The sequence below is a fragment of the Fenollaria sporofastidiosus genome, from assembly GCF_943169635.2.
GTDB lineage: Bacteria > Bacillota > Clostridia > Tissierellales > Peptoniphilaceae > Fenollaria > Fenollaria sporofastidiosus.
Map to the genome: position 1 here is coordinate 206,376 of NZ_OW968186.1, position 19,453 is coordinate 225,828.

19 protein-coding genes are annotated in these 19,453 nt (G+C 36.6%); 2 read left to right on the plus strand and 17 right to left on the minus strand.

From position 1 onward, the window contains the following. Positions 1–79 precede the first annotated feature (79 nt). On the plus strand, positions 80–1,288 hold the full coding sequence (locus KO172_RS01070) for a glycosyltransferase family 4 protein (protein WP_215491747.1): 1,209 nt from the start codon (positions 80–82) through the stop codon (positions 1,286–1,288). A 50-nt stretch (positions 1,289–1,338) separates the two neighbouring features. Here the strand turns inward: KO172_RS01070 and KO172_RS01075 are convergent, their stop codons facing one another. The 7 genes from KO172_RS01075 to KO172_RS01105 all read right to left on the minus strand — a co-directional run bounded on the left by KO172_RS01075 (position 1,339) and on the right by KO172_RS01105 (position 8,232). After that, positions 1,339–2,502, minus strand: a complete 1,164-nt coding sequence (locus tag KO172_RS01075) for a Fic family protein (RefSeq protein ID WP_215491748.1) — start codon at positions 2,500–2,502, stop codon at positions 1,339–1,341. 221 nt (positions 2,503–2,723) lie between these two features. Then, complete coding sequence (locus KO172_RS01080; protein WP_251320102.1) at positions 2,724–3,530, minus strand: Mrp/NBP35 family ATP-binding protein; 807 nt, start codon at positions 3,528–3,530, stop codon at positions 2,724–2,726. A 7-nt stretch (positions 3,531–3,537) separates the two neighbouring features. Then, a complete protein-coding gene (locus tag KO172_RS01085; protein WP_309557696.1) occupies positions 3,538–4,647 on the minus strand; it encodes a M20/M25/M40 family metallo-hydrolase in 1,110 nt (369 codons plus the stop codon). After that, positions 4,647–5,543 (minus strand): DUF7916 family protein, encoded by an 897-nt coding sequence (locus tag KO172_RS01090; RefSeq protein WP_215491750.1) that lies wholly within the window; start codon positions 5,541–5,543, stop codon positions 4,647–4,649. Before KO172_RS01090 ends, KO172_RS01085 begins: the two co-directional genes overlap by 1 nt. Before the next feature lie 77 nt (positions 5,544–5,620). After that, positions 5,621–7,099 (minus strand): ABC transporter transmembrane domain-containing protein, encoded by a 1,479-nt coding sequence (locus tag KO172_RS01095; protein ID WP_215491751.1) that lies wholly within the window; start codon positions 7,097–7,099, stop codon positions 5,621–5,623. A 227-nt stretch (positions 7,100–7,326) separates the two neighbouring features. Further along, positions 7,327–7,473, minus strand: coding sequence for a hypothetical protein (locus tag KO172_RS01100; RefSeq protein WP_309557697.1), 147 nt, complete (start codon positions 7,471–7,473; stop codon positions 7,327–7,329). Between the two features lie 189 nt (positions 7,474–7,662). Further along, the gene (locus KO172_RS01105; RefSeq protein WP_215491752.1) at positions 7,663–8,232 is read right to left on the minus strand and encodes a redoxin domain-containing protein; all 570 of its coding nucleotides are present in this window, start codon (positions 8,230–8,232) and stop codon (positions 7,663–7,665) included. A 133-nt stretch (positions 8,233–8,365) separates the two neighbouring features. Here KO172_RS01105 and KO172_RS01110 point away from each other — a divergent pair, with 133 nt between their 5' ends. Further along, a complete protein-coding gene (locus tag KO172_RS01110) occupies positions 8,366–9,628 on the plus strand; it encodes a DUF1576 domain-containing protein (RefSeq protein ID WP_215491753.1) in 1,263 nt (420 codons plus the stop codon). Between the two features lie 66 nt (positions 9,629–9,694). On the opposite strand, the gene KO172_RS01115 is transcribed toward KO172_RS01110, so the two are convergent. The 10 genes from KO172_RS01115 to KO172_RS01160 all read right to left on the minus strand — a co-directional run bounded on the left by KO172_RS01115 (position 9,695) and on the right by KO172_RS01160 (position 19,452). Beyond that, positions 9,695–11,278, minus strand: coding sequence for an ATP-binding cassette domain-containing protein (locus tag KO172_RS01115; protein ID WP_215491754.1), 1,584 nt, complete (start codon positions 11,276–11,278; stop codon positions 9,695–9,697). A gap of 105 nt (positions 11,279–11,383) precedes the next feature. Then, a complete protein-coding gene (locus KO172_RS01120; RefSeq protein WP_215491755.1) occupies positions 11,384–12,340 on the minus strand; it encodes a heterodisulfide reductase-related iron-sulfur binding cluster in 957 nt (318 codons plus the stop codon). After that, a complete protein-coding gene (locus KO172_RS01125) occupies positions 12,330–13,016 on the minus strand; it encodes a TIGR04283 family arsenosugar biosynthesis glycosyltransferase (protein WP_215491756.1) in 687 nt (228 codons plus the stop codon). The genes KO172_RS01120 and KO172_RS01125 overlap by 11 nt, the downstream gene beginning before the upstream one ends. Next, positions 12,988–13,662 carry a TVP38/TMEM64 family protein gene (locus tag KO172_RS01130; RefSeq protein WP_215491757.1) on the minus strand — a complete coding sequence of 225 codons (675 nt, stop codon included), beginning with the start codon at positions 13,660–13,662 and terminating at the stop codon, positions 12,988–12,990. Before KO172_RS01130 ends, KO172_RS01125 begins: the two co-directional genes overlap by 29 nt. After that, entirely contained in the window at positions 13,631–14,326 is a 696-nt protein-coding gene (locus tag KO172_RS01135) for a TVP38/TMEM64 family protein (protein WP_215491758.1), read from the minus strand. The genes KO172_RS01130 and KO172_RS01135 overlap by 32 nt, the downstream gene beginning before the upstream one ends. Continuing rightward, complete coding sequence (locus KO172_RS01140; protein ID WP_215491759.1) at positions 14,304–15,020, minus strand: TIGR04282 family arsenosugar biosynthesis glycosyltransferase; 717 nt, start codon at positions 15,018–15,020, stop codon at positions 14,304–14,306. Before KO172_RS01140 ends, KO172_RS01135 begins: the two co-directional genes overlap by 23 nt. A 77-nt stretch (positions 15,021–15,097) precedes the next feature. Next, entirely contained in the window at positions 15,098–15,793 is a 696-nt protein-coding gene (locus KO172_RS01145; protein ID WP_215491760.1) for an HAD family hydrolase, read from the minus strand. Beyond that, positions 15,783–17,189, minus strand: a complete 1,407-nt coding sequence (locus tag KO172_RS01150) for a CehA/McbA family metallohydrolase (RefSeq protein WP_215491761.1) — start codon at positions 17,187–17,189, stop codon at positions 15,783–15,785. The genes KO172_RS01145 and KO172_RS01150 overlap by 11 nt, the downstream gene beginning before the upstream one ends. Positions 17,190–17,244: 55 nt before the next feature. Next, complete coding sequence (locus KO172_RS01155) at positions 17,245–18,600, minus strand: ABC transporter substrate-binding protein (RefSeq protein WP_070600515.1); 1,356 nt, start codon at positions 18,598–18,600, stop codon at positions 17,245–17,247. Between the two features lie 24 nt (positions 18,601–18,624). Further along, positions 18,625–19,452 (minus strand): carbohydrate ABC transporter permease, encoded by an 828-nt coding sequence (locus KO172_RS01160; RefSeq protein ID WP_019214085.1) that lies wholly within the window; start codon positions 19,450–19,452, stop codon positions 18,625–18,627. Position 19,453: the final 1 nt, after the last annotated feature.

Here is a 19,453-nt window from a genome sequence, read left to right on the forward strand (position 1 = left end):
TGTTTTATATGTATTGATAAATTATTAGCTCTTTGTTACAATCGCTTTAGAATGCTTAAATATGAAATGGAGGATTTAGATGAGAGTACTACACGTCTTGACACAGCTTCCTGCTAAAACTGGTAGCGGTGTTTACTTTGCAAATTTAATATCTGCCTTCAAGGCTGCTGGTGCAGAAAATGCTGCCATATACGGTGCTGAAGAAAAGCATAGGGACCTTATAGATGTCAATACAGACCGCACGTATGAAGTTTTGTACGACACAGAAGAAGTACCCTTCCACATCTGCGGCATGAGTGACGAGATGCCATACAAGTCGACTATATATAGCGAGATGAGCGAAGATGAGATAGATACTATGCTGGAAGCATTTCGCAAGAGACTTCTTAAGGCGAAGGAAGAGTTCAAGCCAGAGCTTGTCATCTCTCACCACCTAATGTTCTTAACAGACCTTGTTCGTGAAGTCTTCCCTGACGTGAAGGTAGTAGGCATAAGCCACGGAACTGACATGAGGCAAATTATGCAGCACAGGCGCTTCTTAGCAAGGCTCACTCATCTAAAGGAGCTTGATCAAGTGTTGACAGTAACTCCTGCTGAGCATGAGCAAATTGAGGATATACTTGGCATAACTAAAGAAAAAATTCACTTGGTTGGCGGTGCATACAACGACAAAGTCTTCTATCCTAGCACAAAGGCTAAGAGCGATAAGACTATTAGGCTGATGTTTGCAGGAAAGATTACAGAGTCAAAGGGAGTCTTTGCTCTTGCGGCTGCACTTCCATACTTAGAGAAAAATCATGATAATATCGAACTGCACATCATAGGTAACGCGTCTAAAGATGACAAAGAAAGAATGATGATTGAGGCGAAGCGCTCCAAGAATTTATATATACGCGATGCAGAGAATCAAATGCTCATGGCAGAAGACTTAAGGCGCTCCGATATATTCATACTGCCTTCATACTTCGAAGCCCTTGGCTTAGTTGCGATAGAGGCACTTGCCTGCCACAAATTAGTAGTTGCCTCCGAGATAGATGGACTAAAAATGCTGCTAGGTGAAAAACTTGTGCATAGCGGCATCATCGAGTTTACAGAGCTTCCGCGCATCTACGACGTCGACAAGCCATATAAAGAAGATGTGCCTAGCTATGTAGAAAGACTTGCTGCTAAGATAGAAAAGCAGATAGCAAGACTTGATGAAAACTTATTCACAGAAGAGATATCAAGAGATTTGCATGAATATTCATGGGTAAATTTAGGTAAAAGAATTCTAAGTATAATTAAATAATTACTCACAGATAAAAACGCCTCATCACTGAGGCGTTAATTTTTGTGTGTTTAAATTATTTCTGTTCCTTCTCTTAATACAGCTAAGTAAGCTTCATAGGAAAAAACTTTATTTCTTTCTTGATTATTATCTTGTTTAAGTATGCATAGGTCTATCAGCATATCAATAGCAGACTTTGCTGTGTTATAAGCGAGTCCAAGCTCTTCTGAGGCACCCTTGATATCGATTATTGGCTTTGCTAAAAGATGTTTGTATAGCTTTAAAATATTTGCTTTTCTTCTCTCACTTATCTCAGCATTCTTAATTTTTTCTTCATCAGAATTTTTAAGTTCAATAAGCTTATCGGCGCTTTCTATTGCTGATTTTGACGATATATATACACCGCGCACAAAAAATTTAATCCACTGCTCATAATTACCACTATCTCTCACTGACGTCATCCTATCATAGTACTCAATTCTATGCTCCTTTAAATAATACGATAGATACAAGGCTGGCGTCTTGATAGTGCCTTTATATAGTAGATACAAAACGATAAGTAACCTGCCTATCCTGCCATTGCCATCTAAGAATGGATGTATGCTCGCAAACTGATAATGCACAAGAGCCGCATTTATCAACGCATCGTATGGTGTATCGTCATTGATAAACTTTTCTAAATCCGATAAAGCTTCTTTCATATCGTCAATATTTGGCGGTATATACCTCGCCGTAGTGATATTTGAGCTCTTTGAGCCAATCCAGTTTTGACTGCGTCTAAACTCGCCTGGATTTTTCTCGTTTCCTCTTACACCTGAAAGCAAAATTTTGTGCGTCTCCAAAAGAAGTCTATTGCATAGTGGCAAGGTATTTAGCCTATCTATAGCGTAGTTCGCAGCTCTTACATAGTTAACGACTTCTTCGACGTCTTCGTTGATGCTCTCAGTGCGATTCACTTCTAAGATGTCCTCAAGAGTCGCCTGTGTGCCTTCTATTTGCGATGAAAGGAGCGCTTCCTTCTTCACATACATCGATATAAATAAATTCATATCAGGGATTTTCTCTGCCCTATCGTCCAAAATAGCAAGCGTCTTGTGTGCTTCTATTATTAAATTGTTAAGCTCATTGTCAATTGTAATAGCAGGCTCTGGTGGCAGTGGACTTGGTCTGAATGAATAGTACTCACTTTTCCCAGAAAGATTTTTTATTAATTTACCTGCTCTTTCTTTACTCATATGATCAGCTCCAATTTGAAATAGTGACTACATTATATAACTCTTATTTCAAAAAGTCAAGAGTTTCTGAAATAAGAATCATATTTTTATTTCCTTATTTCAAATAAACGCAATTTTCTGAAATAAGAACTCATTTTCCCCTTTCTTATTTTAAATAAAAACAGAGTACGAAAATCATACTCTGCTATATCTTCAATAATATTTACAAATATATCCTAAAATTATTGTTCTAGCGCTTTAACTATACCATCTAATTCTTTTTCTATAATTATATCTGCTTGGCCTAGGTCAACTAGTCTTGTGTTCTCCGGCTTCAAGGCAAGTGCCGCATAATCTTTCACACCGAACTTCTCAGCAAGTGCTGCTGCCTTTGGCTCACCAAAGATGTAGTGCTTCTTGTGACACTCGTCGCAGATGAAGTATGCCATGTTCTCAACTAGACCATATACCTTGATGTGCATTAAGCCTGCCATCTTGAAAGCTTTTTGCACTATCATATCAACAAGGTCTTGGCTCGATGTAACTATAACTAGTCCGTTTAATGGATATAGCTGATATATGCTTAGCTGTATGTCCGATGTTCCTGGTGGCATATCAACTAAAAGGTAGTCCAAATCTCCCCAGTTAACGTTCTCATAAAACTGTCTTATCACGCCCATTAGCATAGGTCCTCTCCAGATAAGTGGATCTGTCTCGTGCTCCATAAGTAAGTTCATGGACACTACCTTGACACCGTTGGCTGCCTCAGCTGGTGTTATGTTTACTCCGTCATCAGATGTAACCATGCCATATAGTCCGTAAGACCTCGGTATCGATGGTCCTGTTAGATCCGCATCAAGTATGCCGACCTTGTAGCCCTTCATGGCAAGCGAGTTTGCAAGTAGTGTTGTTACATAGCTCTTGCCAACACCGCCCTTCGCGCTTACAACGCCTATCACCTTTTTTATATTTGATTTATCATTTGCTTTTAATTTTTCAAAAGCACACTTGTCCTTGCATGCTTTGCAATCGCTATCGCAGCCCATCATATCCCTCCTAAAGTCTATATGCTATAGATAGAAAAGCTCTCACACCGCCCTCTATAGCCTCATCATTAAATTCATATGCCTCATCGTGAATGTCCTTGTGATCTTCGCCCACGCCTAGTAGGAAGAATAATTCCCTCGCCTTACGCCTGTAGTAGCCGAAGTCCTCACTGCTTCTGATGATATCTTTTCTCTCTTCGAATGGAAGTCCATCCGCATCAATGGCTTTAACAAAGTCCTCATAAAGCTCTTCATCGTTCACGACCGACATAAACTCATCCGTACTCTCTAATTCTACCACAAAACCCTTCTCTTCTAAAAACTTTTTATACTTATCTTCAAAAATATTTTTAAGTTTTGCTAGGTCATCATCATTATATGCTCTCAAGGTTAAGTCGAGCTCCAAACTTGCTGGCGAAACGCCAAAATTCTCTCCGCCAAGCTTTACGCCAACAACAGTTATGAAAATGTTATCAGAGAATTTTTCGCCTTGAAGAGTAAAATCTTTGTAAGCGTCTCTCTTTATGAATGGCTCTATGTCTTTAATAATCTCGCTGCAAGCGTATATCGGATTTAGCGAATTTTCTGGTATAGACGCGTGCGACTGCCTACCAAGTATATTTACTTTTAAGCCAAATGACGATAGGAACAATAGTCCCTTCTTTGTAGATATAGCTGCCGTCTTGATTCCAGCGTAGTTATGAAGACCATAAGCTTCAGTAATTTTGTATTTATCAAAGATCTCAAGAGCCTTAAGTGCTCCATAACCAGTCTCTTCAGCCGCTTGAAACAAAAAGTAAACGTTCTTATCAAGCTTAGATGCGTCCATCGAAAGTATAGTGCCAAGCATTATCGCCATGTGGCCATCATGTCCGCAGCCGTGAAAGCGCTCCTTCTTACTATTTACAATGCTGTCCATATCACAGCGCAATACTATTGACTTCTTGTCATCACCCTTAAAGTATCTATAAAGCAAATAAGATTTATCTTCCACAAGCTCAAGACCATTGACACCACTTAAAACATCTTTAATAAAAGCCCTAGTCCTATCCTCTTTAAAAGCCTCCTCGGGCATCTTGTGAAGCTCTTTTCTAAAACGAATAAACTTTTCTATATCCATTATCTATTTATAGACGCAGCCATAAGTTTAAATGTGTGTCTATCTCCTCTTAAGGTTCTTGAAAGTTCAAAAATGTTTTCGCAAATGGCAAGGCCACCGTAACCAGAGTCGCCTATATGCTGAATGTCAGCGCCTAAAATTTTATTTCTAAGTGCAATGTCCCTAATGACTTCCTTTGGCGAACTTTCTTGCGAAGTGCCGATGGTAGTCATCACAAGAGCACCGTTTCTGTGAGCAAGCTCTACGATAGCTCTTACATCTTCATCGAAAACGCCTGGACATGTGCCAACAGCTGGAACAGAAAGAACGTCAGCGCCCGCATCTAAGAAGCCTTTGTAAACATCAAGGTCTGCAATTTTCTCATCAACACCCGATGAATGCATCTTGCCAGCAAAGATAAGTCCGTGGAAATATTTTTTCGCAAGCTTTATCGCCTCGTTAATGCCCTCGTTGTCAACGCCAGTACCAGGGTTTCCAGTAAACATAACGAAGTCGAATCCCATCTCATCAAGCTTTTTAATATTTTCTTCGCTTGCCTTTCTGCCATCACTAATTGCTTTCTTTTCGCTAAACATATTCTTGTCTTGAACTGGTTCTAGATTTACTCCGATAGGTCTCTTGACAAGATTTTTAAGCTTTTTAATGATGCCCACGCCGCTATAATCAAGGCCCTTAATTTTCTTTTCATTCACATCAAAAAAGTTAAGCAGAATTAAGTCAGCGCCAAAAGCCTTAGCAAGCTCAGACGATGTCACGCCATAAGTCGCAGGCTCTTGAACCACAACATTCTCAGACAAAACAATCCTTGCTTCACAAGACTTAATCGCTTGTTTCAATTCATCTTTATTTAAATTAATGATCTCGTCGCCACTAAGATCAAAAAATCTCTTTAGCATATAATCACCTCTTGTATATATGTACCCATTTAGATAATAAAATAGGTGAAGATTTCTCTCCACCTATAGTCAATTTATTAAGCTACGACTTTTCTTTCTAAATATATAGTCTCTACATTATTTAATTTATTCATAATGTCCTTGTCATGTGTAATCATTATAATTATCTTGCCATTATCATATAGATCCGATATAAGCTTTGCAATTGCTTCTTTATTCTCAAGGTCTAAGAAGTTTGTTGGTTCGTCTATAATATACACGCTTTTATCTGTTAGTAGTGATAAATCAAATTGAGCCTTTTTTCTTTGTCCTGATGACATCTTAGCTTTGTCCTCAAGCACGCCAAACTTTGATATCAAGTAATCTGCTGGTATATAAACTATGTCTGAGTATGAAAGATCTTTTACTTCTTCACCGTTAATATATATCTTGCCATTATATCTCTTGTTATAATTAAGTATTGCCTCGACTATGGTTGTTTTCCCAGTACCATTGTCCCCGCAGATAATATTGATATGTGACGCATCAAAAGAAGTGTTTACTTTTTCGTTCAAAATCGTATCATCTTTACTTAAACACTCAAAATCTTTTAGTTCAATAGTTTTTATTTTATCATCTTTATACTTAGCTGCTTCTATCTCTAAAAATTCCGCAAAATTATTGATAGCTGGTTTATCGCTTAAATACTCATTTCTTATATCAAATAGCTCTTGCACTGGTCCCCAAAATTGTGAAACATAGAGCTGTGAAGCAAAGAATGCACCTATACTTATACTGCCATTAAATACAAAGTAGCCTGATAGTATAGTCATCATAAGTATGACACCATTTAAAATAAAATATATCATCCAGTTTTCAACTAAGGATTGTAATTTAAATTTTTTAAACAAAGTGTTCTTATACTTTTCCAAATAATCTTTTATATTAAAGAGCTGCTTCTTATCTAAAAGCCTTTCTGACTTGTTTATCTCGTACTTATCCAGAATGTAACCATTGATATTTTGTGTGTTTTGAATATTTTCTTCAGAATAATCAGAAATCTTATCTCCTAACTTGTATGAAACGTAAGCACCTACCGGCACGCTTATAAGCATGACAAAAGCAAGTGTTACCGATATAGTAAGCATAATCACAAAGATGCAGATCATAGTGATAAATTGAAAGACTACATTGACTGGTGTCTTGAATATGTATTTACTCACAGCATCAAGGTTATGTGTAATCTCTTGATTAATTTTGTCACGGCTAATATTATTAGTTTTGAGATTGTATCTTAAAAGATTGTCATCAAGCTTTTCATAGATATTAATGGTCGAGCGAGTACTTGCCTCTCCCTCAATGATGTCAAAAAAGTACATAACTCCCTGTCCTGCCACAAATAAAACTATATTGTATATAGCATATAAAATCATTTTATCAAAGTCCTTAGCAACTGATGCGTCTATAAATATACCTGATAGATATGGACTTAAAAGAAAAGTTATTTTATATAGTATGTATATGATAATGTAGCTAAAGAAGTCTTTATTGGAAACATATTTTCTTAACTTCCACATAGTTTATCACCCCCCTATATTATATATATAATATCATGTCCTTAGATAGAGTGCAATACCTTTATTATTCAAGAAAATAGGTGAAGATTTCTCTCCACCTAAATAAACTATTTACTTCTTTACTTCTTTGTATATCAAATAAAGTAGTACTATCTGTATAATTTCTGGTATTATAACGAACAATATTGTATTAGCTAAATTAACGCCTGCTTGTGCTCCATTCATAACTATGCCCCCTTCTTTTCTCTCAACGCCGCATATATTTTGTATAGCAAGACTAATTTTGCCACTACAAAAACAATCCTTAATATATTATTGAAGCTAAACAACAATATATTTTTTGATAATAAATATATCATGAGTAAATTATTCATAAGAGACTCCTTTCTTAAACTTTTATCCGAGACTTCTTTATATCTTACTTTAATTATACATCATCAATCATTTTTTTAAGTGCTTAAGTACTTATTTCTCTTGATAAAGCAAGTGATTGTTAAAAAAACGCCAAGATAAGCTCAGCGTCATTATGTAAAGAGTAGAACTTGTCTACTCTCGTAAATATCTTAGATTGTGCCTACTAGGTCCATGCCTGGAGTAAGTGTGTCTTCGCCTGGCATCCAGTTTGCTGGGCAAACTTTGTCGCCGTGCTCATTAACAAATTTAGAAGCTTCTAGCTTTCTTAGTAATTCCTTAGGGCTTCTGCCTATGCCCATATCGTGGATCTCATATGCAGTTATAACTCCGTCTGGATTGATTACAAATGATCCTCTGTAAGCTTGTCCTTCTTCTTCGTTTAAAACTCCTAACATTCTAGAAAGTTCAAATGCTCTGTCAGCAATCATAACGTATTTAGCTTTTGAAACTGCTGGAGATGTCTTTTGCCACTCCATGTGAACAAATTCAGAGTCAGTTGAAACTGAATATACTTCGCAACCAGCCTTCTTAAAGTTTTCATATTCTTCAGCAAGTGCTTCTAGTTCTGTTGGGCATACAAATGTAAAGTCTCCTGGGTAGAAGAAAAGTACGCTCCAGTGACCCTTAAGGTCTTCGTTTGTTACTTGGAAGAAGTCCTTACCTGCTTGAAATGCATTTACCTTAAATTCATCTAATTTTTTACCTATTAAATTTGTCATTTTTACCTCCTTTATTAAGCTTCTTTCGCTCAGTTCATATATACCCAAAGCACATAGATAAATAACAAAAAATCCTATATTAATTTCACCAATTATATGGTAAAATATATTTAATACAAAGGAGGCGCAAACAATGATTAAGCTAAGTGACTATAGAAACAAGTATTTGTTACTGTACTTGTATGCAATATTTTTATTTATTACGGGCTTCGTCTTTAATACACCTGATGAAATTGTTTATGGCTTAAAAGTCATCTCTGTTTCATCTGCATCACTAGTTACAGACTATATGAAGCTTGCAAATATCGGTGCTGCCCTTGTAAATAATTCTATCATAACTTTGTTTTCCATTATGATACTTAATATTAAGAAAGTCGACCTAAAAGGTATACATATAGCAGGCATCTTTGTAGTATCAGGCTTCTCACTATTTGGTAAGAATGTACTAAACTCTCTACCGCTTATGCTGGGTGTCATAGCATATACAAAACAGTACAATATTAAGTTCGAAGACAATATTGCAAATGCGCTTTTTGTTACATCGCTTGCGCCAATGGTTACAAATGTCTACCTACTAGTTGGCGGCTCCTTAGGAGTTATCTCTGCCTTTGCAGTAGGCTTTTTAGTCGGCTTTATATTCACGCCGCTACTAAAACCATTTAAGGCCTTCCACAAAGGCTTTAACCTTTACAATGGCGGCTTCACTGCAGGCATCATCGCCATGTTCTACTCGGGCTTTCTAAAGACCATTAACATAAACTTGCCACAAAAGAGCATAGTCTTAAAGGGCTACAACGACAAGTTCTTTCCGCTACTAATGTCGATGTTCATATTCTTCATAGTGCTTGGACTTTGCGAAAAAGATGCGCTTAAAAACTACTTCAAACTGCTTAAGAGGACTGGACTACTTCTGCAAAATTACGAAGCAGAGTTTGGTAATGGAGCTTGCCTTATAAACGCAGGAACGCTTGGTATAGTCTCAACGCTTTATGTCTTGCTCGTTGGAGGAGAGTTAAATGGACCCATCATAGGTGGCATACTAACAATCATCGGCTTCTCATTCATTGGTAAGGACATAAGAAACGCACTGCCGATATTCCTAGGCATATACGCCGCGAGCCTAATTAATATGTACAACCCACACGACACGGCGCTACTACTTGCAAGTCTCTTCGGTACAACACTTTGCCCGATATCAAACTACTACGGAAGCCTCGCAGGCTTCTTGGCAGGCTTCTTGCACATGGCGCTTATAAACAACGTAGGTGGTCTGCACTCAGGACTGAACCTTTATAACAATGGCTTCTCAGGCGGCTTTATCGCTGCATTTATGGTGCCACTACTAGATACATTTTATAAAAGGCCAAAGTACTTGCAAGGAGAAAAAGAAATCTAATATATACTTACACATAAAAGAAGCAGGTGCACTAATGATGTGCATCTGCTTTTGTATTAAGCTTATCTATTTAATTCTTATCAAATTTTTATTCTTTATCTCATATACTTTATCGGCAATTTTTTCTATGCTCTCATTATGAGAAACTAAAATTACTGTTTTATCTTTAGTAAAATCTTTTATGCAATCTATGACTAGCTCCGAATTATTTTTATCTATATAATTAAGCGGTTCATCAAAGATAAATACTTTTCCTGTGCTTTGAAATGCTCTTTCAAGCTCTATAAGCTTCTTCTCTCCACCAGACAGATTATTCATGCTTGAAGAAAGAACTGTATCTAAGCTAAGATTGTTTTTCTCTAGGAGCTTGATTATCTTTGTATCTGTATCAACACTTTTATTTGAAAACATATTGATATTTTCTTCTATAGTCCCATGGAATATATCTGCCTTATCAGGAACTAGCCTGATCATCTTATTTAATAAATTTGCTTCTTTATTGATTTTCGCTCCATTTAGATATATCTCTCCAGTATAATCAGTCTCAAGACCTGATACAACTCTAAGTAGGCTTGTCTTGCCTGAACCATTGCTTCCCTTTATCAGTATCTTCTCGCCTTTTTTTATCTCTAAATTAATCTTATCTAAAATAAGTTCATTGTATTCTATGGATAAATCTTTTAGCTCTAGTCTTTCAAAATCTTTTGCATCCTCATCTATAAGTTTGCTTTCAAAATTAATTACGCTAGCTAATCTTTCTTTGTGCATTTCATACAAGGACTTCTCTCTTGGATATGACATGTAAAACTCTATCGGGTTCCAAAGCTTTGAGACATATTGGCTAAATAAAATCAAAGTTCCTATACTGACTGAGCCTTTAAAAACTAAAAAGCCGCCGAAAATGTATATGATTAGATCAAGCACGTTTAAAAGGCCATTTGACATAAAGTAATCATAAACTATATCAATCTTAAGTCTTTCAAAAACTTTTTCTAAATATTTATCTAGGCCCGCTTCATTTTTTATAATTGTATCTTCACTTGAATTAAATGCTTTTATAGTGTAATTATAATTATAAAACTCTTCGATATTGCCATTGAGCTTTTCATTTGCTTCTTCTATCGCTTTGTTAACTACAGCTTCTTTCTCGCTCATCTTGTTTTGTATGAAGTAAAATATTGGTAGTATTATAAGTATAGATGCACTTAAAAGGGCGTTTTCTCTTAGCATAAGCAAAATAATCAAAACTAGGTAAATGCCTTTAACAATTCTTTTGTACGGTATTTCAATTATAAAGCTTCTAATGCCTTCAACATCTGAGTTAAAAAGCTGTATAATAGATCCTAAAGATTTGCTCTTTAAATTATTTAAACTTTCAAAGCCAAGATAATTGTAAAACTTGCTTCTAAGCCTTCTTAATTCCTTCTCTTCATAATAAATCATGAAGTAATATGAAAGAGCTAATGTGCTTATGAAGGCTAATATCAAAACACAAAATATTATGGCGTTAAATTTGAACAAAGTATAATCTTTATCACTAACTGTATCGACTATCCTTTTAATATAGATGGGCAGCGCAAGTGATATGAGCATATTCATGCTTTGAAATATGTAATATAAATATTTAAGAAGTTTATTATTTTTCTTCATATAAATCACCTCTTACTGTGAACTAATTTAATTATATACCTTGAAGGTAATTTTATCAAGATTAGCACAAAAAAAAGATAAGCTCCATTGAACTTATCTTATAATCTATCTTCCGCCATAGAATTTCATCTTTATTAATCTAGCTAGGCTTGTTGGAACAACTTTTTCGTCTGTACCAAGTATCATGGTAAGTGCGTGCTGATTAGCTATGCCGTTTTTTGTGAACTGTATCGAGCAGCTTGCGCAATATGTTGTGACCATGCTCTCATAATTTTTTAGTCTATCTAAGAAGGCTTTCGCTATCTCGGGTTCGCCCTTGCTTGCAAGTCCTCCTAGGCCGCAGCATAAAACGTCTTTGTAGTCACTTTTGGCGTTTGGCATAAAATATTTTAAATCTTTAAACATCTCTTTGTGAACTTTGTCTGGACAAGGGTGGTAGATGTGAAACTCATCTTCTAAAACCTTGCCTACGCCTAGCTCATAAAGCTTTTCATATATCGTTATAACGTTTATGTCTGTATAATCTTTAAAAAAGTGGTAGCAGTTTGGGCAGCATGTAACGACTCTCTTCACTTTTTTCTTAAGTAGAAGCATTTTGACGTGGTCAATGTTATTTTGCGCTCTGTCCTTGTCGCCACTCTCAAAGACTGGCTTACCACAGCAGTCGATTGAGTAATCGCATCCATCTTCTCTAAATATCTCTATCATCTTCTTAGTTGTTTCTGGAAAAGCTCTCGGAAAAGCGCAGCCAAGCCATAAGAGATCCTTTGTTTTCTTATTGGAGTTGTTTCTAAATTTATATAGGGACTTCTCAAACTTCATCATTCCGAAGCCCTCATTTTTTCTATGTATAAGTGAGATCTCTCTGCCATCTAAATCAACGGGACAGACCTCGTAGCAGCGTCCGCATAAAAAGCATGAGTAGGCTAAGTCATCTCTAGATGCGAAATCTGCTAAGTCAAGGCCATACTTCGTTAGAAAATCACAGTTTTGCGTACATAGTGAGCAGTCGAGGCAGGTCTCTTTGACATATTCTAAATAATTTTTCTTATCATCTTTCATCTCTGTATCTCCTTGTGATCTCTTCAATCGGGTAGCCTAGTAAGAACATAAATTTTAATTTTTTCATTAGTATTATGGTCCTAAGTATACCCATCTGTTCAAAGCGTCTTGCGTCTGTCGTAAGGTATGAGTCTATAGCCTTTATCTTTGTTCCTTCTTTTTTGAGTTTTCTGGACATATCATAGTCTTCCATAAGAGGAATCTCTTTAAACATGCCCATTTGGATAAATTTTTCGCGTCTAAATGACATGGCTTGATCACCGTAAGCAATATTATATAGCTTTAGTCTCACATTTGATCTAAAGGCAACGAGCTTCATCAAAAGCTTCTTGCTAGTGAAGCGTATCTTAATGGCTGCGGCGCTGTATTTATCAAGCGCCTTATCCATCTTGACTATGGCGTCCTTATCCAAGTACGAATCCGCATGCAAAAACATTATTTTGTCCTCTGTAGTCTCTTTAAAGCCTGTATTCATCTGTACTGAACGTGATTTTTCGCTGTGAACTATCTTAAATGGAAATTCATTGTTTAGTTTATGAAGCACATCAAGCGTTTTGTCACCGCCATCAGCGTATGCTATATAGACCTTGAACTCGCCATCTAAGCTATAAAGATGCCTTATAAAGCGCTCTATATTTTTTTCTTCATTATATACTGGAACTACTATTGCTATCATGTTTTTTATTCATATACTTTGTAAGCAAGATGGAAATAATTACAAGAGCGACCATGATTAAGACTGCAATCAAGAACTCTTTGGACTTGTAATCTTTGATCTTGTCGCCTAGGTTTAAGTAAACAAGCGTGCCTGGCGCTATACCTACGAATGAAACTATCAAATATTTCCAAAAGCCTATGTCAGTTAGTGGATAAGCGTAGTTAAGTATATTGTATGGAATGATTGGTGTAAGTCTTACTAAGAATAGTCCTGAAGCGATATTGGCGTCTTTTGAAAAATATCTATCGTAAGTTTTTTTGCTCACGTGCTTGTGAACCATGGCGCTAACGAAGTCCCTGCCGATGTATCTTGCAATCACAAACATGATTGACATATTTAGAAGTGCTCCAACCATGGTCAAGAGGCTGCCCTTCACAAAGCCGAATAAGGCTGCAGCAATAAGTGCAAGCACTGGCACTGGGAAGAAAAATACTGGAAGCACTGCAAAGGCTGCCACGTATAAAACTTCAGAAAGCTCTCTTCTCTCTTCGATAAAGGCCTTGAGCTTTGCCATAGGCACGTACTTTATAACTAGAACGGAGCCTATTATTATGAGTAATAGGCTCAGTATCTTAATTGGATTTATTTGCTTTTTTCTTGTCATTATATATCTTGCCTATCATGTAAACTAAGGCACTTAAAGCAACTACACACACTATAGAAATAAATATAGTCTTTGTGGAGCCTGCTAAATTGCCTAAGTATGAGTAAACGATAGTTGCAGGAAGTTGTCCAAGGCCTGTTGCAATGAAAAAGTCCCAGAACTTGATTGGTGTAAGTCCTGCCGCGTAACTAACTATGTCGAATGAAACGAAAGGTAGTAGTCTGCAGATAAGTATTGAGTTTTTGCCGTATCTTTCGAAAAATTCGTCAACTTTAGCAAGTCCTGTCTTAGTCGTAATCTTTTCAACAACGTCTCTACCTAATGTTCTAGCGATGTAGAAGCATAGTGCAGCTCCTGCCATTGCTGACCAGAATGATAGAAGTGCGCCCTTCCACCAACCAAAGATTGCTGCGTTTGAAAGCGTGATTAAAAGTGCTGGTATTGGTGATAAGATTGATTGAAGTATCATTAAAAAGAACGAAACGACTGCTGCATAAGCACCGTAGCCCCTGATTAACTCGATAACTGCATCAAGATTTAAACTTCCTAGCTTTGAAACAAAATTGTTTATAGTAGCATGAAAGCTTGGCACTACAAAGTATAATAAGACTGTTAATAATATAATGGCAATAAGTACTATTTTAGATATTGTTTTTTTCTTCATTATTATTCCTCCAATTGTTGAGATTGATTAAGTCGTGAAATATATTATCATCGAGCTTAAGATGCTTTCCTTCAAGCAAAATCTCATCTTTGCTTATAAATTCAACATTTTTACCATAGTAATTATATAATAGATCCTCCTTAGTGTCAATATCATCAATGACTCTAAGGCATTTAACGCGTGAACTATTATAATTTTTAATAGTTTCATCAAGTATCATAGATTTATCTTTAAAGTCAATATTGAGCTTGTCCTTTATATTTACTTTTGACGCGACTAATGAGTAGCCTCCATCTGACGAAGGGTTAAATACAAGGTCCGCCTTATCAAGTGCATCGAAGGCAGCCTTTATATCGCACGCGTATATATCATATATATCCGAGCCAATGATGGCAACCTTCTTGTAGCTTTGAAGCGCAGTATCGATTGCCAGCTCCATCTTCTCAAAGAGGTTTGCATCAGCTTGAGATTTGTACACTTCATTTGGTAAAAATTCTTTAAGTATCTCTACCTTCTCTATAGGCGTCGCATGAATCTCAAGGTCCCACTCCTTAGACGCTACATCACTAATAAGTCTTCTTATTAGCTTTTTGTGAAAAGTCACTATGTCCTTCTTTGAAAGGAAGCCTTCAAGGCGCGTTTTTGTGTGTCCCTCTATAGGCACTCTTGTAAATATAATAAGTAAATTTTTCAATTGATATCTCCTAAACAATAAAAAAGTGTAAAGATTTATTCTCTACACTTTTCTTATACCCAAATAGTATTTTTTACTTATCTTAATTCACTTATTAAATCAAGTGGCGTATCCAAAACAATATCCGCATCCTTCATAAGCATCTCTTTTGTGCCTACGCCGCATGTGACGCCAACAGCAAGCCCAGCTACTTTACCTAGCTCTAAATCTATTAGTGAGTCGCCTACAACGGCTACTTCTTTTCTACTTAGTTCAAAGTTTTTACAAAAAGCATCTAATGATGATGGATCTGGTTTATTTGGATAAAAATCAGCTGCTGCTAAAAAATCTATTTCATCATATACGCCAAGCATCTCAAAACTTAGTTTTGCTTGCTTAAAGCTATCAGCTGTTATGACAGCTACTTTGATATCAAGTTTCTTTAGCGCGTCAAAACATTTTTTAACATCACACGTCCCCACAATCAATTCTGGATGCTTAGCTAAGTAAGCTAAAAAGAAATCACTTATCTCTTTATCAAGAGCTTCTTTACTTTTGTTAACATATTTACTAAATACTTCTGCTAAATCAGCTATAGTGCCTGAGGCAAGTATAGAATTTTCTCTAATACTGCGGTCTTCATTCACTCCTACTACCTGTCTTATCTCTATCTTATCAGCTTCACTAAGCTCATAATAATCAAAGAGATCTTCTAAGCTAAGTCTCCAAATGTCAGTAAATTTTAAAAGCGTTCCGTCTTTATCAAATATTACGCCTTTTATATTATTTTTCATTTGACATCTTCTCCATCAAATCGCCCCAGACTTTCATCTCGTGCTCCTTAGTCTTTCTATTGAAGAAAATGGGATTAGTGTATCCATAAAGATTGCCATCTTCGTCCCAAACATCTACTCTTATCCAGTGATAAGCGCTGTCTATTTCAATACTGAACATCGACTCTTTAGCCTTTTCATCTTTAACGCACTCGCCATCGATTAGACAAGATATATGAAGAGCTGATGAATGAAAATTGTTTTCGAGCAACTCCGCTCTTAGGCTTGCTCTTCCAGTGAAGTTTTCATTTTCTCTTGCTAAGCCATTGGCGCTAAGCTTTATCTCTTTTGATCTAGTCACAGACACTTCTCCAGCCAGCATCGCGTCTTTAAGCGCTTCGGCTGTGTTCTCTTTTGCGTAAACTATGGTTTTTGGATCTCCTAAGAGCGATGGATAAGCTGAGCCCTCATATTTTTCTTCTGGAAGTAAGTGTGAGTCGCTTCCACCTATGGATATGACTCTGTAGCCATCGTTCAATAAGTAGTTCCAAGCTTTTATGGCATCTTTGATTGCCTTTTTAGATGTCATATACGTCGGGTCGTTGATCACTTCCATAAATGTGATTAAGTCAAGCGGAAATGATTTTGCGTGAAAATCCCATGGCGGCATACATGGATGGTTCACTGAAATCAGTGAGTAGCCCTTTGCCTCTTTTATTATCCTTACAAGTGCTTCTTCGTCTTCAATCTCATATATTGCATGCTCTGCAAATGGCGTTTTTTCTGTAAATAATAAGTTGATGTGACCAAGGCTAGATGTTATCTCTATACCCGGGTAAACTTTTAAGCCCTCATGCTTTGGCCATGTGTAGTGATAGACATTGTGATCCGTAGGCACAAAGAAGTCTAGTCCTTGCTTTATCGCCACATCATTATTGGCTTCTCTAGACATTTTACCGTCTGAATATATGGTGTGAGTGTGGAAGTCCGCCGCATAAAAAGTTTTCTTAGGTCCATCGTCCTTCATCTTTATGCTATCAAATAAATTTACTTCATTAAATCTATTTTCTTCACTATCTAAATCTCCTTCATAAATTTCAAGACTGATATCATCTGCGTCACACATATTTAGAACGCCATATTCAAGACTCCAAACGCCCTTAGCTATATTAGGCTTAAAGCTTTGGCAGCAAGGCGAACAGCTAGATTGGATAGTTGCTATGTGCCTTTCGCCGCTATCTTTCGCAGCTATTACCTGTGCATAAAGCTTATTATCTGGGCCGAAAACGTAGGCGCTAAAAAACTGTTTGTTATTGCTCCACTTAATTGTTAGGGCCTTGATATCTTTATCAATAGTGAAATTTACTACGTCATAAGCCTTATTTAACTTTATATTTAAAAATTTCTCTCTTTGCATATATACCTCTCATTAAAAAATAAGCGTCTCATATAGAGACGCCCAAATTATAATCTTACTTATTTAGTACTTCATCAAGTGCTTTTTGAGCTACTTTTTGTGCTTCGTCAAGTGCTTCCTTAGCTGGAACGTTTTGTAATTCAACTTTATCTGCAGCTATCTTTAAAGCGTCTATGATTTGTCCCTTAGTCGGGTCTACAAAAACTGGTGTAGCTGTAAGTGCTTGTTCATATGGTACCTTTGCATATGGACTTTCTTCTATAAACTTCTTGTACTCTTCGATATCCATAGTACTCTTTCTAACAGGTATATAACCAATCTTCATTGACCACTTAGCAGATATTTCAGGACTTGTGAAGTATGCTATCCATTCATAAGCAGCTTTCTTTTGTTCTTCTGATACAGCTTCTGGAACTAATAAGCTATGTGCGCCTGCTTGAGCTTTACCATTTTTATCATGTAATGATGGTTGAGGAATTGAGTCAATCTTTGTAAAATCAAGGTCGCCCTTATCCCCTGATGAACCAGTATAGCTCATTGCAGTACCATTCATAACGTTATCGATAGTTCTGTACCAATATTCCCAGCCTTGTCCGCCTGATTCAATCTTAGTAGTTTTATCGTCAAAAATTTGCTTTCTAACAAAGTCCCAAGCCTCAACCCATTCAGGCGAGTTGATAGTTACTGTCTTACCATCTTCTGACAAGACAGTTCCGCCATTGCTATAAGCAATGTCTGATAGGTTATCTGGGCCCCACATAACTAGGTGACCCCAGTCAGCTATGCCTTTTTCTTGCATTGTCTTTGATGCTTCAAAAACTTTGTCCCAAGATGAGTATACATCTTGAGGATCTAATCCAGCTTTTTCAAGTAAATCTTTTCTATAGTAAATAACTTGAGTTGTGCCATAAGCTGGGAAGGCATATACTTTGCCATCGATTTGATCTGGCTTCATGAATACATCTAGATAATCATCAAGAGGTGTTCTTTCGTCTATATATGGTGTTAAGTCAGCCAATAGACCCGCTTCACCCATTTCTTTAATCTTGCTACCTATGAAAACTGCTGGTGCTTGATTAGCTGCAATAGCTGCTTGAACCTTTTGATAAGTTTCGTCGTAGTCGGCTTGTTGGACGCCTGTTACCTTTACCTTGTCTTGTGAATTGTTAAAATCATTAATAATTTCTTCCATAGTTTCTCCAGCTACAGAGCCTAATCCATACCAGAATTGAATTTCAACTGGCTTATCGCTAGCTGTTTCATCTTTCTTTTCTTCGCTCTTCGACTCATTTGCTTCAGCGCTTGTAGTCTTATCTCCTTCGTCCATAGCTTCCTTAGCAGCTGGTGAACATGCTGTAAATACTAGTGATAATACTAAAAGTATTACAGCTAAACTTCTTAATTTTTTCATTTTTTTCCTCCTATAATGATAATTTTAGCCTTTTATGCCGTTGTCACTGATGCCTTTGATAAACCACTTTTGTAATACTAAAAATAATATTAACAGCGGAAGTACCGCAATCGCATTAGCTGCCATGAGCATAGGTAGGTTTTGAGTGAAATTTCCTCTTGAATTAAAGAATATATTTAAACCAACGCTTATTAGATAATTCTTTTTGCTGTTAGTTATAAGTGATGGCCACATGTAGTTATTGTACATCGCCACGAACTGAATTAAAGCAGTTGTAAGTATTGTAGACTTTGCTACTGGTACCAAAACTCTCCAAAGAATCTGCCAGTTATTTGCTCCGTCCATCTCAGCCGCTTCGATAAGCTCCTTTGGTATGGATGAAAATGTTTGATAAATCATATATATGGCAAAGACGCTCGCCGCGTTTGATATTACGATACCAGTAAGTGTATCTATTAAATTCATCTTAGCAAGTATTACATAGCTCGGTACATAAGTCGCCGCAGCTGGCAGCATATACGTTAATAGTATTGCCCCAAATAAAACTTTCTTTCCCTTGAACTTAAAGCGTGACAAGCCATATCCCATGAGTATAGAAGTTAGCATTTGAAGTACAACTATCGCGATGGATGTGATTATACTGTTAAAAATATATAGGTCAAATGGTGCTTGCTCTAAAACTCCTCTAAAATTTCTTAAGTCAAAGAATTCTGGAGCTAATTTCATCGGCTCTCTGATTATGCTTTCCGCACTCTTAAATGAGTTTGAGAACATCCATAAAAGTGGGAAGAAGGTAATGATACTTACTATTGTAACTATTATTATATTTACTGATTTAATTTGTTTTTTCATC